The organism is Acidiphilium cryptum JF-5 (assembly GCF_000016725.1).
Classification (GTDB): Bacteria; Pseudomonadota; Alphaproteobacteria; order Acetobacterales; family Acetobacteraceae; genus Acidiphilium; species Acidiphilium multivorum.
On record NC_009484.1, the window covers coordinates 1,626,225 to 1,640,123 of the forward strand.

At 62.3% G+C, this 13,899-nt stretch carries 13 protein-coding genes; 3 read left to right on the forward strand and 10 right to left on the reverse strand.

All coding sequences use genetic code 11. The features are described from left to right. Window positions 1-117 precede the first annotated feature (117 nt). Window positions 118-930 carry a TIGR00282 family metallophosphoesterase gene (locus ACRY_RS09730; protein ID WP_011942260.1) on the forward strand — a complete coding sequence of 271 codons (813 nt, stop codon included), beginning with the start codon at window positions 118-120 and terminating at the stop codon, window positions 928-930. Here the strand turns inward: ACRY_RS09730 and ACRY_RS09735 are convergent. After that, window positions 922-1,461 carry a cytochrome b gene (locus ACRY_RS09735; RefSeq protein ID WP_011942261.1) on the reverse strand — a complete coding sequence of 180 codons (540 nt, stop codon included), beginning with the start codon at window positions 1,459-1,461 and terminating at the stop codon, window positions 922-924. The genes ACRY_RS09730 and ACRY_RS09735 overlap by 9 nt on opposite strands. Before the next feature lie 144 nt (window positions 1,462-1,605). Between ACRY_RS09735 and ACRY_RS09740 the strand changes: the two genes are divergently transcribed. Next, window positions 1,606-2,514 (forward strand): hypothetical protein, encoded by a 909-nt coding sequence (locus ACRY_RS09740; RefSeq protein ID WP_231295396.1) that lies wholly within the window; start codon window positions 1,606-1,608, stop codon window positions 2,512-2,514. Here the strand turns inward: ACRY_RS09740 and ACRY_RS09745 are convergent. Beyond that, on the reverse strand, window positions 2,447-3,118 hold the full coding sequence (locus ACRY_RS09745) for an FMN-binding negative transcriptional regulator (RefSeq protein ID WP_011942263.1): 672 nt from the start codon (window positions 3,116-3,118) through the stop codon (window positions 2,447-2,449). The genes ACRY_RS09740 and ACRY_RS09745 overlap by 68 nt on opposite strands. Before the next feature lie 9 nt (window positions 3,119-3,127). Continuing rightward, the gene (aroB, locus tag ACRY_RS09750; protein ID WP_231295397.1) at window positions 3,128-4,738 is read right to left on the reverse strand and encodes a 3-dehydroquinate synthase; all 1,611 of its coding nucleotides are present in this window, start codon (window positions 4,736-4,738) and stop codon (window positions 3,128-3,130) included. Between the two features lie 27 nt (window positions 4,739-4,765). Here aroB and ACRY_RS09755 point away from each other — a divergent pair, with 27 nt between their 5' ends. Continuing rightward, window positions 4,766-5,728: a site-specific tyrosine recombinase XerD gene (locus ACRY_RS09755; protein ID WP_043509147.1), complete on the forward strand. Its 963-nt coding sequence runs from the start codon at window positions 4,766-4,768 to the stop codon at window positions 5,726-5,728. Window positions 5,729-5,754: 26 nt separating this feature from the next. On the opposite strand, the gene ACRY_RS09760 is transcribed toward ACRY_RS09755, so the two are convergent. The 7 genes from ACRY_RS09760 to fliF form a co-directional block, all read right to left on the reverse strand. Next, complete coding sequence (locus tag ACRY_RS09760) at window positions 5,755-6,498, reverse strand: P-loop NTPase (protein ID WP_007421873.1); 744 nt, start codon at window positions 6,496-6,498, stop codon at window positions 5,755-5,757. A 91-nt stretch (window positions 6,499-6,589) separates the two neighbouring features. Continuing rightward, window positions 6,590-7,471: a GTP-binding protein gene (locus tag ACRY_RS09765; RefSeq protein WP_011942267.1), complete on the reverse strand. Its 882-nt coding sequence runs from the start codon at window positions 7,469-7,471 to the stop codon at window positions 6,590-6,592. Then, a complete protein-coding gene (gene flhA, locus ACRY_RS09770; RefSeq protein WP_011942268.1) occupies window positions 7,472-9,547 on the reverse strand; it encodes a flagellar biosynthesis protein FlhA in 2,076 nt (691 codons plus the stop codon). Next, entirely contained in the window at window positions 9,547-10,902 is a 1,356-nt protein-coding gene (locus ACRY_RS19105) for a sigma-54 dependent transcriptional regulator (protein ID WP_011942269.1), read from the reverse strand. The genes flhA and ACRY_RS19105 overlap by 1 nt, the downstream gene beginning before the upstream one ends. Before the next feature lie 6 nt (window positions 10,903-10,908). Next, complete coding sequence (fliN, locus tag ACRY_RS09780; RefSeq protein WP_007421869.1) at window positions 10,909-11,283, reverse strand: flagellar motor switch protein FliN; 375 nt, start codon at window positions 11,281-11,283, stop codon at window positions 10,909-10,911. Beyond that, a complete protein-coding gene (fliG, locus tag ACRY_RS09785) occupies window positions 11,273-12,283 on the reverse strand; it encodes a flagellar motor switch protein FliG (protein ID WP_007421868.1) in 1,011 nt (336 codons plus the stop codon). The genes fliN and fliG overlap by 11 nt, the downstream gene beginning before the upstream one ends. Beyond that, window positions 12,280-13,842 carry a flagellar basal-body MS-ring/collar protein FliF gene (gene fliF / locus ACRY_RS09790; RefSeq protein WP_011942271.1) on the reverse strand — a complete coding sequence of 521 codons (1,563 nt, stop codon included), beginning with the start codon at window positions 13,840-13,842 and terminating at the stop codon, window positions 12,280-12,282. The genes fliG and fliF overlap by 4 nt, the downstream gene beginning before the upstream one ends. Window positions 13,843-13,899 lie beyond the last annotated feature (57 nt).

The following is a 13,899-nucleotide window of genomic DNA, read 5'->3' on the forward strand; positions in this document are numbered from 1 at the left end:
GGCAGGCTATCGTCATTTCCCGGCAAAGTCATGTGCCGGAACAGAAGCCGGCCGCCCAAGCCGACTTGCCCAACCGGCGCGGAGCGAATACCGCATGTCGCCATGCAGACGACAGCGATGAAACTCCTCTATCTGGGTGACGTAGTGGGCCGGTCCGGACGGGAAGCGGTAATATCCACCCTGCCCCGCCTCAGGCACGAGCTCGGCATCGATGTGGCGGTGGTCAACGGTGAGAACGCCTCGCACGGATTCGGCCTCGCGCCGGACATGGCCGATGCTCTGTTCGCCGCCGGAGCGGATGCCATCACACTCGGCAACCATGCCTGGGACCGCAAGGAGATCATCCCCTATATCGCGCAGCAGAAGCGGGTCATCAGGCCGCTCAACTTTCCCCCCGGCACGCCGGGGGATGGCATCGTCGACATCACTCTGCCGGACGGCCGGCGGGTGCTTATCGCCCAGGTCATGGGACGGCTGTTCATGGACCCGATGGACTGTCCGTTCCGCGCGTTGGAAGGCGTTCTGTCGCGGGCACGGCTCGGCGTGACCCATGCGGCAATCCTCGTCGATTTTCACGGCGAGGCGACGAGCGAAAAGATGGCTTTTGCCCACCGGTTCGACGGCGCGGTGACGGCCGTGCTCGGCACCCACACCCATATCCCGACCGCGGATCACCATGTCATGGCCGGGGGCACCGGCTTCATGGCGGATGTCGGCATGTGCGGCGATTATGACAGCGTGATCGGCATGACCAAGGACGCGGCGATCGGCCGGTTCATCCGCAAGATGCCCGGCGAGCGCCTGCACCCGACCGAAGGGGAGGCGACGGTGTGCGGCGCGCTGATCCGCGTCGCCTCCGACGGGCGAGCGCTGGCAGTCGAGCCGGTGCGCCTCGGCGGCCGGCTCGCGCCCGCCATGCCATCACGTTGAACGGCGGCCGGGCAGCATCCGCCGGATCATGCGCTCGCCGCGCAACTCGTGCCTTACCGCGCCGCCAACATGGGCGATCAGCAGCAGGATCACCGCGATGCCGCCCCAGAAATGGAGGAATGCGAAAACCTCCTGCACGCCATGATTCTTGCCGACGAAGGCAGGCAGGGTGAACAGGCCAAAGAAGGGCACCGTGCGACCATGTGCCTCGACGAAAAGGATGCCGAACACCGGCATCGCCAGCAGGAGCGCGTAGAACAGAATCTGGGTCGTATGCGCAGCGATCCGGAACGGCCGGCCGATTTCCTCGGGCAACTCCGGCGCGCCGGTGCGCCGCCGGATGAAAAGGCGGACCACCATCAGCGCCAGAATGGCGAGACCGAAACTCATGTGCAGGAAGGCGAGCGGCTTGTGAACGGATCTTGGAATCAGGTCGTAATGCAGAAGCAGCCCGGCAATGACGAGCCCTATGACGGTCAGGGCGATCAACCAATGCAGGAACTGGATGGATGGGCGATAACGGTCGTCCATGAATTGACCTCGAATGATGTTCCAATTCTCTGATCACAGGAAAATGGCGTGGCAATGGCAGCCTCATTGCGTCAATCGTACAGTTTGTTAAGCCCTGTTGTCGCGGCTCACGCCGACTGGAGCGTCAACGCGGACAAGCGCTGGATGAGCGTCGCCCGGCGAGATGACGGTCTCTGGAAGATCGGCATGCCCGAGAAAGTAGGCGATGCCACAACCCTTGCCGCGCGGCTGCTCGACCGCGCCGCCGGTGCTGCCGTGGTTCTCGGCGTGGATTTCCCGCTCGGCCTGCCCCGCGCCTATTCGAAGATTGCGGGCATCGCTGATTTCACCGTCTGGCTCGCCGGACTCGATCCGGCAGATGGTGTCTTCCGCCCCTGTGCGACCCTCGATGAGGTCAGTCTGGCCCGTCCGTTCTACCCGCTGAAGAGCATTGTCGGTGCCGGGCAGATGGCACGCCTCGCTGCCGCTCTCGGCCTGAATGACGCCGCCGCATTGCGCCGCGCGGTCGATTGCCGGACCGCGCGGCGGCCGGCGGGCGCGCCGCTATTCTGGACGATGGGCGCCAACCAGTGCGGCAAGGCAGCGTTATCCGGTTGGCGGGACTGCCTGCTGCCAGCCTTTACCCGGAACGTTCCGCTGAGGCTCTGGCCCTTCGCCGGCACGCTGCCAGATCTTCTGGCTCCCGGCTGCGTCGCCATCGCCGAAACCTACCCGGCTGAAGCCATGGTCCAGACCGGACTGAAACTCGTGGGCAGCAAGCGGCGTCGGCAGGACCGCTCGGCACTTTCCCCGGCCCTCCGCGCGCATTTCGCGGCTTGCCGCCACACCCCCGCACGGGATCTCGTCGCATTGATCGAAGATGGTTTTGGCGCTCGGCCAGAGGGAGAAGACGCGTTCGACTCGCTGCTCGGCGTGCTTGGGCTGATCCGGGTGATCGACGGCGCGCCGGATGGCACAGAAGCCGGGTTGCCCGGCAATGAACCCGTTATCCGCGCGACCGAGGGCTGGGTTCTGGGCCAGGTCGATCCGCCGCAGCCTCCCGTTCGTGCATGAGGGCGGCTTCCTCGGCGCGGCCTGACGCCGCGAGCGCGGCGATGACGCCGGCGCGGTCGGCCGGGGGGCGGTTCTGGCTGAGCTTGCGCTTGGCGATGACCGAACGCACCGTCATCACCACACCGACAATGCCCTTGAGCTGGGCGGCAATGAAGTCTTCTGGTGCGTCATCCACATGCCATGGATTGGGCTGGGGCGCCTCTTCGCGGTCGGTCAAGGCAGTGACAATGTCGCGTAGCCGGATCGGATCCTCGATGATTTCGACCGCGCCCTGCAGATGCACAGCCTCGTAATTCCAGGTCGGAACGACGCGGCCAGTCTCGCGCTTGGTCGCATACCAGCCGGGCGAGACGTAAAAATCATGCGCCTGGAAGATCGCCATGGCCGGCGCGCCATCGCGCAGCACGTGCCATTGGCGGTTGGCGCGCGCGAGATGCCCGACGAGCGTACCGTGCGGTGCCGGGTCGGGAAAATGGAGCAGCGGCAGATGCGTCGCCTCCAGCCCTGCCTCCCCGGCACTGACGAGAACGGGCAAGCGGCAGGCGCGCATGATCGCCGCGATGATTGCGGGATCATCCTCGGCGAAAGCCGGCGGAGTATACATTGGCGTCGGTCAGCCCGCGCCACAGGCCGCAAGCGTTGCCCGAACAGCTTCCTGCGGCACCTCGCGGCTAGTGAACGCACTGCCGATCCCACGGGCCAAAACGAAGGCTAGCCTGCCGTCCCGCATCTTCTTATCGCTCTGCATGTGGCCGAGCAGCGCTTCCGCGTTCCAGCCGCCGATCCGGTGCGGAAGGCCGACCTCGTCCAGATGCGCGGCAATGCGCGGAACGATTCCCGCATCGCAATAACCAAGACGGGCCGAGAGGTCGAAAGCGCAAACCATGCCGATCGCCACCGCCTCGCCGTGCAGCAGCGCCTCGCCATAACCGGTCTCGGCCTCGAAGGCGTGAGCGAAAGTGTGGCCGAGATTGAGCAGCGCGCGGCCATCCCGCTTGGCCTGCTCGCGCGGATCGGCCATCACCACCTGCGCCTTGAAGGCAACAGCGCGGGCAATCGCCTCTTCCTGCAAGCCCTGGTCGCCACCAAGCAGCGCGGCGCCATGGGCTTCGCACCATTCATAGAGCGCGGGATCGGCGATGAGCCCCGCCTTGACGATTTCAGCATAGCCTGCGGCGGCCTGGCGCCGCGACAGGGTGGCCAACGTATCGCTGTCGATGACGACAAGACGCGGCTGATGAAACGCGCCGATCAGGTTCTTGCCGTGGCGCGAATTGACGCCGGTCTTGCCACCGACGCTGGAATCAACCTGCGCGAGCAGCGAGGTCGGAACCTGCGCGAAGGGCAGCCCGCGCAGCACGCTGGAAGCAGCGAACCCGGCCAGATCGCCGATGACGCCGCCGCCAAGCGCGATGATCGCGGTCTGCCGCTCCGGCTTCAGGGCAAGAATGTCCTCAACCAGTGCGGCAAAACGGGAGAGGCTTTTTGATCCTTCGCCCGGCGGAACCACGATCCGGTCGTGGATGAAGCCCGCATCGTCAAGCGCGCGTTCGAGTCGCGGCAGATGTGTCTGCGCCACGTTCGCGTCGGTCACCACCACGGCGCGACGCGACGGCAGGGCTGCGGCGAGACGGGCACCCGCGCCATCGAGCAATCCGCGGCCGATCACCACGTCATAGCCGGCATCGGGAAGCTCGATCCGAATGGTCCGCTCGGGCGCGTGGCGAGCGATGGCAGCGGCAACGGTCTCGGTGGTCATGTCAGGCGGGGCCTCGGTACTGTCAACGATGATGTCCGCTTCGGCATAGACCGGCGCACGCAGCGCGGAAAGCCGGGACAGGATTTCGGCAGGGTCGCCCTGATTAAGCAGTGGCCGATGGGTGCGGCCGCGCACCCGGGCCAGAAGCACGTCGAGCGTCGCCCGCAGCCAGACGGAAATGGCCCGCGCGCCAATCACTGCGCGGGTCTCGGGGTCCATGAAGGCGCCGCCGCCGGTCGCCAGAACGATCGGCGGACCGGCCAAAAGCTCGGCAATCATGGCCCTTTCGCGCGCCCGGAAGGCGGCTTCGCCTTCTGAAGCGAAAATATCCGCAACCGTCTTGCCCGCGGCCGCCTCAATCTCGGCATCGGAATCGTGAAACGGCAGGGCCAGTTGGGCCGCGAGCCGGCGGCCGACCGCCGACTTGCCAGCCCCCATCAGTCCGATCAGCACGATGCTGCGCATCGGCAAGGCGACAGGAAGGCCGGGTGAATGAAAACTCTTGTCGAACATTGTGCTGCGGCTTACCACAAAAACACGATGGCACTAGAGCGGCATATCGAGGCCTTCCTTGAATCAATGGTCGCAGAGCGCGGCGCGGCGCGGAATACTATTCTTGCGTATCAAGCCGATCTCGCAGACTTTGCGGCGTTCTGCGCCTCTCGTGGGCATGGACCAGCCGAAGCCGACGCGGCAAGCGTGGCCGACTATCTCGGCGGCCTCGCCACGGCTGGACTTTCCGCGCGCACTCAGGCGCGCCGCCTGTCATCCCTGAGGCAGTTCCAGCGCTTCCTGCTGCGTGACGGGCAACGTGCCGATGATCCGACGGCCCTGACTTCGTCACCGAAACTTGCGCGCACACTGCCAAAGACGATCAGCGAGGCGGAGGTCGACGCACTGCTCACCGCCGCGGCGGCAATGCCCGGTCAAGCCGGACGGGTCGCCGAGGCGGGACTGGAAATACTTTACGCCACCGGCATGCGAATTTCCGAGCTTCTCGTGCTGCCCGCAAATGCTCTGTCCACCGATGCCTCTGCCTTGCTGATCAAGGGTAAAGGGGGGCGGGAGCGCATCGTGCCGCTCTCCGCCGCCGCTCGAGATGCTGCGGCCAGATTACGTGAAATGAACCGGAAACGCCCCAGCCGGCACCTGTTCCCGGGACGCCGCATGGGATTTCCGATGACGCGCCAAGCCTTCGCACGGCAGCTCAAGAGGGTCGCGGTCATGGCGGGGATCCACCCTGCCCGCCTCTCACCCCACAGCCTGCGCCACGCCTTTGCGACCCACCTCCTGGCGCGCGGCGCTGATCTGCGCAGCCTGCAGACCCTGCTCGGCCACGCCGATATCTCGACGACCCAGATCTACACCCACGTTCTCGCGGAACGGCTGCAAAAGCTGGTGGAGGAGCACCACCCGCTGGCTACTCGGCCGGGCCGGCGAAAGACGCCAGCCTAAGATTGCCGCCACGGGTACCGGCCAGCCTATTTCGCGAGCAACCGACGGGCAATCGATTGAACGGTTGCCGCTGTAGAGGATTTCGGAAATTCCGAAAGAAACAGTCGCTGGCCGCGAATCGCCTCGCTGACATTCTCGTCGCGCTGGATGATGCCGAGCAGCGGCGGATCGAGGCGCAGGAACCCTCGCGCCGCGCGGGCGAGTGCCGCATGAGCGCGCCGGCCAGCGCGATCGGTGTCGACCTGATTGATCACAATCCTAGCATCGACCGGCTCGCCGCGATCATTCCGGTCACGCTGGAGCAGCTTGAGGACGGCGTAGCCATCGGTCAGGCTCGTCGGATCGCCTGTGGAAATCAGAACAAGCGTATCAGCCAACGCCGCCAGATGGCGCGCCGCGGGCTCGACGCCAGTGCCAAGATCGCACAACAAGACGTCGTAGTTAGCATCACAATCGACCAACCTGCAGACAAGCCGCTCGACGATGACCGGATCGAGGCCGGAAAACGCACCTGAACCGGCCTCCCCGGCCAACAGGTCGAACCCGCCCCGCTCCACCGGCACGATGCTTTCTGCGAGGGACGCCTCGTTACGCAGGATTGCGCCAATATCGGTCGCAGCGAGATGGCCGAGTTGAATATCGGCGTTTGCGAGACCGAAATCGGCATCCAATACCAGGATGCGCGCGCGCCTCGCACTCATGGCCTGAGCCAGCGACAACGTCAGCCACGTCTTGCCGACCCCACCTTTTCCGGACGCGATCGCGATCACGCGTGGCCGCTGCCGGGCATTCGACTTCTCACGGGCTCGCTGTTCCCGCGCATTGACATGCAGAGGTCTCCCTCGGCCGACGAGGGAGGTCTCAGGCTGCATTGGCGACCGGCTCCTGAACACGACCGGCATCAAGCAGGCGCCGGACCAGAAAGGCTGGCGTGACCGTTTCGAGCGCATCGCTGACGCGACCAGACGTGCCGGCCTCGGTTAGCTGGAGCGGCACGGAGCCTGCCGCGGCAACAAGGCCACCAAGGCGGCGCGACACATCAAGGCGCGTCGGAATCAGAGCCGTCGCACCCGCCTCATGAAAGCGAGAAGCAATTTCCACGCTGTCGGCCGCATCAAGTCCCGCGGGCATTACCAGCGCGGCAACGCCAGAGACTTCCTCAACCATCGATCGCAAATTGTCCATTTCAGATTTGTCGAACGGATCCATCCCAGGCAAATCGATCAGCGTCGGACGGCGGCTTGCCGGACGACGCCGCATTCCACCCTTTTTCGAAGCCGTGTCGATGAACTCGGCGCGCAGGATGCGACACAGTGCGGCCAACTGCGCTGATGCACCGGCCCGGTTCTGGTCGGCGTTAATTACTGTTGGACGGACACCAGCAAGAACAAATCGTGTCGCCAGTTTAACTGTCGTCATCGTCTTGCCGGCGCCTGGCGGTCCCGCAATGACCAACGGTCGGTCGAAATCAAGCTTCCCAAACGACAGGCTGCCAGCAACGGCGGCGTCGGGCGGCTGGTCTGCCCAGGCAGACGCGATGTGCGCCGGAATGCCATGGAAAGACAACGCCTGGCGCCAGGGGTTGGCCGGATCAGGCGGCAGCTCAGGGTCCAGTGCGACCGTAATCTCGAACTCGCGTCCTCGACGGCGGCTATCGAGGATCAGCGCATCGGGACCGAGGATGCGATGAGCCTCCGCGAATGCCTCGCGCATTGATGCCGCTCTGATCACTTTGACTTTCATTCAAATCGCTCCAACGGTTCTGATGCGGGCACGCGGGAAAATTTCCGTCTGCGCGAGCACTGGAGTGGATGGCCGGATCCGCTCAAGAATAGCCCGCACATGGGCGCGCAAATGCGCGCTAGTCAGCAGTACGGGAGCTTCTCCGTCGACACTTGCGGATTCAAAGACCTGATTGATACGACGAGTAAGTTCCGAAAGGCGATTTGACGGCAGAGACAGTTGTCGTGCCTCGGCTGGGCCCACGAGGGCCTCGTTGAGTTCCGTTTCCCATTCAGGGCCGATGATGACCAATGGAACATACCCCCGCGAGCCGGTATGAGCGTCGGTCAATTGTCGGGCGAGGCGAGTCCTCACGTGGGCCGCAATGGCAGGAACGGCCCGCAACTGCATCGAACACGCCTCGTGGATTCCTTCGAGGATCGTCGGCAAATCGCGGATCGACACCCGCTCGGCGAGCAGCGCTTGCAGGACGCGCTGAACGCCTCCAACCGTAAAATGGGTTGGGATCAGGTCGGTCACCAGACGTTGCTGTTCGCGCGGAAGATCATCGAGTAGCTTCTGGGTCTCGGCAAAAGACAGAAGTTCGGCCATGTTTTCCTTGACCACCTCGGTCAGGTGGGTTGTGAGAACACTTGCGGGATCGACCACCGTGCAGCCACGCGCCAACGCCTGTTCGCGATCCGCCTGGTCGATCCAGACTGCCGGCATACCGAATGCAGGCTCTGTCGTCGGATCTCCCGGCACGTCAGGCAAGGCTCCGGATGGGCTCATGGCCAAAAGGCGGGTTGGCTGCAACTCGCCAGACGCAGCCTCGATCTCCTTGATGCGCAGGGAGTACGTCGTTGCAGCCAGTTGCATATTGTCCTGAATGCGTACGGGCGGAAGGATGAAGCCCATTTCAGCTGCGATCGCACGGCGAAGCGCCTTGATCTGCTCTGTGAGCCGCGGCGTATCTCCACCCGCAAGCACCAGCAATGCATAGCCTAGTTCAAGTCGGATCTGGTCGATCTTGAGCGCCTCGGTGATCGGCGGCTCCGCCGACTCAACCGGGGCAGGCGCCGCCTCCTCTTGCTCCGGCCGAGGTGGGTTTCTCCAGCGATAGTAGGAACCCCATCCAGCCAGGCCGGAAAGCGTCACGAACGGAATGAATGGCAAGCCAGGCAGGATGGCAAGCACAAACGCACCTGCCGATGCAATCGCCAGGGGCTTATGCGAACGGCTTAGTTGCGCAACCAGAGCCGCATCTGCAGTGCCCTCTGCACTCCCTTTGGTTACCACGATGCCTGCAGCCACAGACACCAGAAGTGCCGGTATCTGGGATACGAGCCCCTCGCCGATCGACAAAGTGGTAAAGGCCGACGCGGCGTCATGCACTGACATTCCGCGCTGGACAACGCCGATCGCAAAGCCGCCCACAATGTTGATTGATGTTATGATAAGAGCTGCAATCGCGTCGCCACGGACGAATTTCGCGGCACCATCCATCGCACCATAGAACCCGCTCTCCTGCTCGAGCTCGGCACGCTTACGGCGCGCGACGACTTCACTGATCGCACCTGAATTCAACTCGGCATCGATCGCCATCTGCTTGCCGGGAATACCATCAAGGGTAAAACGCGCCGCAACTTCGGCGACTCGTGTGGAGCCTTTTGTAATAACGATAAAGTTCACCACGATCAGGATCGCAAACACAATCAGCCCGATCAGCAGATCGCCACCCATCAGAAACCCGCCAAATGCCGCAATGACGTGGCCCGCCGCATCCGGCCCTTCGCTACCATGAGATAGAATCTCACGCGTTGCGGCAATGTCGAGTGAGAGACGCAACAGCGTGGTGAGCAACAGCACCGTCGGAAAACTCGTGAAATCGATCGGGCGCCGTATGAACAGCGAAACCATCAACACCAGAATGCTGGCAGTGAATGAGAGCGAAAGCCCTGTATCCAGAAGAAATGGTGGCAACGGCACGATCAGAATCGTGATGATGCACACCACGCCGATCGCCAGACCGATATCGGTACCGATCCGGAATTCTTGCAGTCGCCCGCGAAGGGCCGCGAGGTCTGTTGCAGCCATCAGGCGGCCACACCGTTGTGTGGCGCCGGCACTTCTGCACCACGAGCGGCATATTCACGCAACTTGTTACGCAGTGCCCGTATGGAAATTCCGAGGATCGTGGCGGCATGTGTCCTGTTGCCAAGACAGTGATTCAGCGTCTCCAGAATCAGTGCCTGCTCGACGTCTTCGACACGTTGGCCAACCAGCGAGCCAATCGTGTCGCCGGCAGTAGCATGTGCGTGGGGCGAGAGCAGGTATGACGGTTCCTCTGCTTCCGTGGGTATGCCGATATGCTCAACGTCGATCATCGGCCCTGACGACAACAACACAGCCCTATGCATGGTATTTTCGAGTTCTCGAACATTTCCACGCCAGGAATAGGCAAGCAGACGCTCAACAGCTCGGCTTGTAAGATGCTTGGTGCCAACTTCATTCAGCCTGGCATAATGAGCCACGAAATGGTGCGCGAGGGGCGCAATATCCCCAGGACGCTGACGCAACGGCGGAATTCGCAACGTCATGACATTCAGACGAAAGAACAGATCTTCCCGAAATCTGCCATCCGCAATGGCCGACCGCAGATCAACGTTCGTGGCAGCAAGGATGCGCACATCAACTGGCACGGGCCGATCACCGCCAATTCGATCCACAGTGCGCTCCTGAAGCGTGCGCAGCAGCTTTGCCTGCAAGCGCGCGTCCATCTCTCCGATTTCATCAAGCAATAGAGTGCCTCGGTCGGCAGCCTCAAACTTCCCGGTACGGCGCGCGATTGCACCGGAAAATGCCCCCTTCTCGTGTCCGAATAACTCGGACTCGAGCAGTGTGTCTGGTATTGCTGCGCAGTTGAGAGCGACGAATGGCCCTTTGCGGCGCCTTGAGCGCTCGTGAATATACCGTGCAAGAACCTCCTTCCCTGTGCCGCTTTCTCCTGTGATCAGGATTGACGCAGTGGATGGCGCTACTTGGTCAGCTTGTGACAGTACTGCCCGCATAGCGGGGTCACGCGCGATGAACTCGCCCTTCTGCTCTGTAGAAACAGCCGACAGAATGGCTGCGATGAGGTCGGAATCCGGAGGCAAAGGGAGATATTCACGTGCGCCAGCACGAATTGCGTCAACGGCGGCCTTCTCATCATTTTCGGCTCCCGCGGCAACGACAGCCGTTGTGAAGCGCTCCGCGGCCAGTCGCCTCATCAGGGCACCGAAATCGTGCGTGACGTCGCAAATGATGAGGTCGGTCCTCGCATCGGCACGTAGACATTCCAGGGCCGCATCAACGGTCTCAGCCTGTGCGAGCGTTGCACCCCGAGCCGCAGCAATACGAGCTGCGACACCAAGTTCTCCCGACAGTGAACCGATGATGAGAACCCGCATAGTCGGTCAACCGTTGCGGTCAGATTTGACGATTTCGGTCATGGTAATGCCGAGCTTCGTTTCGTCGAGCATCACCACTTCGCCACGTGCAATCAGGCGATTGTTGACAAAGATATCAATCGGGTCTCCGGCTTTACGATCGAGTTCGACGACGGCGCCTCGACCAAGCTTAAGCAACTGGCTGACCTGCATGGTCGAGCGACCCAGCACGGCACTGACGAGCACGGGCACATCGTAGACAGCCTCAAGATCCCGGCTGGGGCGCTGGGTCTCAGGCCCATCTCCCGCCGTGCGGCGGGAAACCGGCGCAAGCGGCAGGTCCGACAACACCTGGCCATTGCCATTCGGCTCTCCGGTTGGCGTCGTGATTTCAGATGACAAGGTCGTCTTCCTTTCCGGTTCCAATCTCGATTTCGCCCTGAGCGGCGAGTTCCTTTGCTGTGGTCACGATCGCTAGCTGCGCGGCATCAACATCGCGCAAACGCACCGGGCCCAGCGCCTCGATATCCTCGCGGAGCATCTTTGCGGCACGCTCCGTCATGTTACTCATGAAGAGGTCGCGGATCTTATCCGATGCTCCCTTGAGCGCGAGCGGCATCACATCGCTGTCGACCGAACGCAGAACTGTCTGGATGTCTCGCGGCGCAAGGCGGATGAGATCCTCGAAAGTGAACATCAGTGACCGGATCCGACTCGCCGCCTCCTGGTTGCGGCTCTCCAGCGCGGCAAACATCCGACTCTCGACGGCTCGATCGAAAGAGTTGAAGATCTCCGCCAGCTTCTCATGCGGATCTCGCTGCACGCTCGACGCCAGGTTCACCATGAAATCGACCTTGAGCGTGCGTTCCACGTCATCTATGGCCTCTCGTTGCAGACTCTCAATCGTCAGCATGCGCTCGATCACATCGATCGAGAGAGGCTCGGGCAGTAGTGCGATGACACGGGCGGCGTGCTCGGCAGTGACGCGGGAGAGCACCATGGCTGCGGTCTGAGGATGTTCATGGCAGAGATAGTCGGCGAGCACCGACTCGTTGACCTTGCCAAGTTTATCCCAGATGTTTTTTCCCGCTGGCCCTTGGATGTCTTCGAGGATCTGTTCGACTCGGCCTGGAGGAATCATCTTTCGGAGCAATTTCTCCGCGACCTCTGCAGAGCCGGACACGCCAGAGGCCTTTCCCATCCGCCCCGCGAATTCAAAGCAAAGCGCCTCAACCGTTTCTGACGGAACAGCGCGCAACGCCACCATGGCGCGTGAAATCTCACGCAACTCGTCATCGTTGAGCATCGCCATCAGTTTGCCGCCAGCCTCTTCACCAAGAGCAAGGAGCAAGGCAGCCGCGCGCGAGGCCCCGTTGAGATTGCGATCTGACGTATCGCTCATCGGGCGCCTTCTTGGCCTAGCCAGTCGCGCAGGATCGCGACGCTGGCTTCAGGATGACGGTCGATCAGATCAGCGATCACTTTGACAGGATTGGTCTCCTCCGTCGTTGCCGGGCCGGCGATGGCCCCGTTCTGTTCGGCCAGGAGCGCAGGTTCTGCGGTCGTATTTTCGGGTGGCGTAATGATACGACGAACCATCGGCCGGAAGACCACAAGCAGCGCGGCAATCCCGATGGCTGCGGTGACGAGGAGGCGTAGCAACGGCATCAGCAGACCACTCGACAGGAAGCGTCCGATCAGAGACCGCTTGGCGCTAACCGGTAGTTCATTGGGTGCAAACTGGAGTGACTGAACGTCGACGACGTCGCCGCGGGATTTGTCATATCCGATGGCCGTTTCAACCAGCTTACGAATTTGCGCGACCTGCGCCGGGGAGCGCGGCGTCCAGATGACCTTGCCTTTCGGGTTTGTCGTCTTCACGTCGTCCAGCATCACCGCGACGCTGATACGCGTGATCTGTGGCGTCGCATGAACAATGTGCTTGACGTCCTGGCTGATCTCGTAATTGGTCGTCTGAGTGGACTTGCTCTGAGTATCGAGCCGTTTCGGCCCTGCTTTGCTGGACGTCGCACCTGGGAGATTGTTTGATACGGATACGGTCTTGTTCGTCCCGCTGCTGCGTGAACTTTTGGACCTTGTCTGTTGCTGACTACGTACAACCTGTCCGTTCGGGTTATAGGTTGTCGAGGTTTGTTCGCTCCGGTCGAAGTCCATGGAAACGGCCGTAACAACCCTGACCTGGTTCGGACCGACCACGGCAGCAAGCATGGAGCGCACCGCTTCCGACAGTTGCCGCTCCGTTGATTGCTTCAACGCCGCATCACGTGAACTGAGAAGAGAATTGTCGGTCCGACCGGCCTGAGCAAGGAGATCGCCGCGATTGTCGACAATCGAAATGTTGTTCGGCTTGAGCCCCGGCACTGCGGATGCGACCAAGTTGAGGATGGCCTCAACGCTTTCGTGGTCGAGAGGGCCGACGCCAGCGAGCGACAACATGACGCTCGCCTGGGCCGGGGCAGTATTCAAACTGAATTCGTCGCGTCGCGGCAGCACAACCTGAACGCGCGACGCTTCGACCCCGTGGATAAGATTAATCGTCCGCTCAAGCTCGGAATCGAGTGCGCGCGTCTCATCGATCCGGTTGAGAAAACTGGATCCTAATAGGGGATTCTTGTGATCGAATATCGCGAAGCCGTTGGACGAGCCGGCTGGAAGATTGTGCTGGGCCAGCAACAGCCGCGCCTCGTCGAGTTGGGCAGGGGTGACGAGAACGCTATGACCGCCGTTGCCGATCGCATAACGAATATGTGCCGCTTTCAGCGTCTCGGTAATGTGGCTGGCGTCCTTGAGACCAAGGCCGGAATAGAGCGTGGCGGACGGGGATGGCCCCCCCGTCAACACCAGTGCCGCCATCAGCCCGAGCACGGCAACAGCCACGGCGCCCATGGCGCCAAGCTTCACCGGGCCGAGCGCCCGCAGGTTCGCGATCAACTGCTTCATCAGCCGAGGGACCCCAATTTTGAGTCCCAACGCAGCCGTGTGGAGAACTGCATGAAT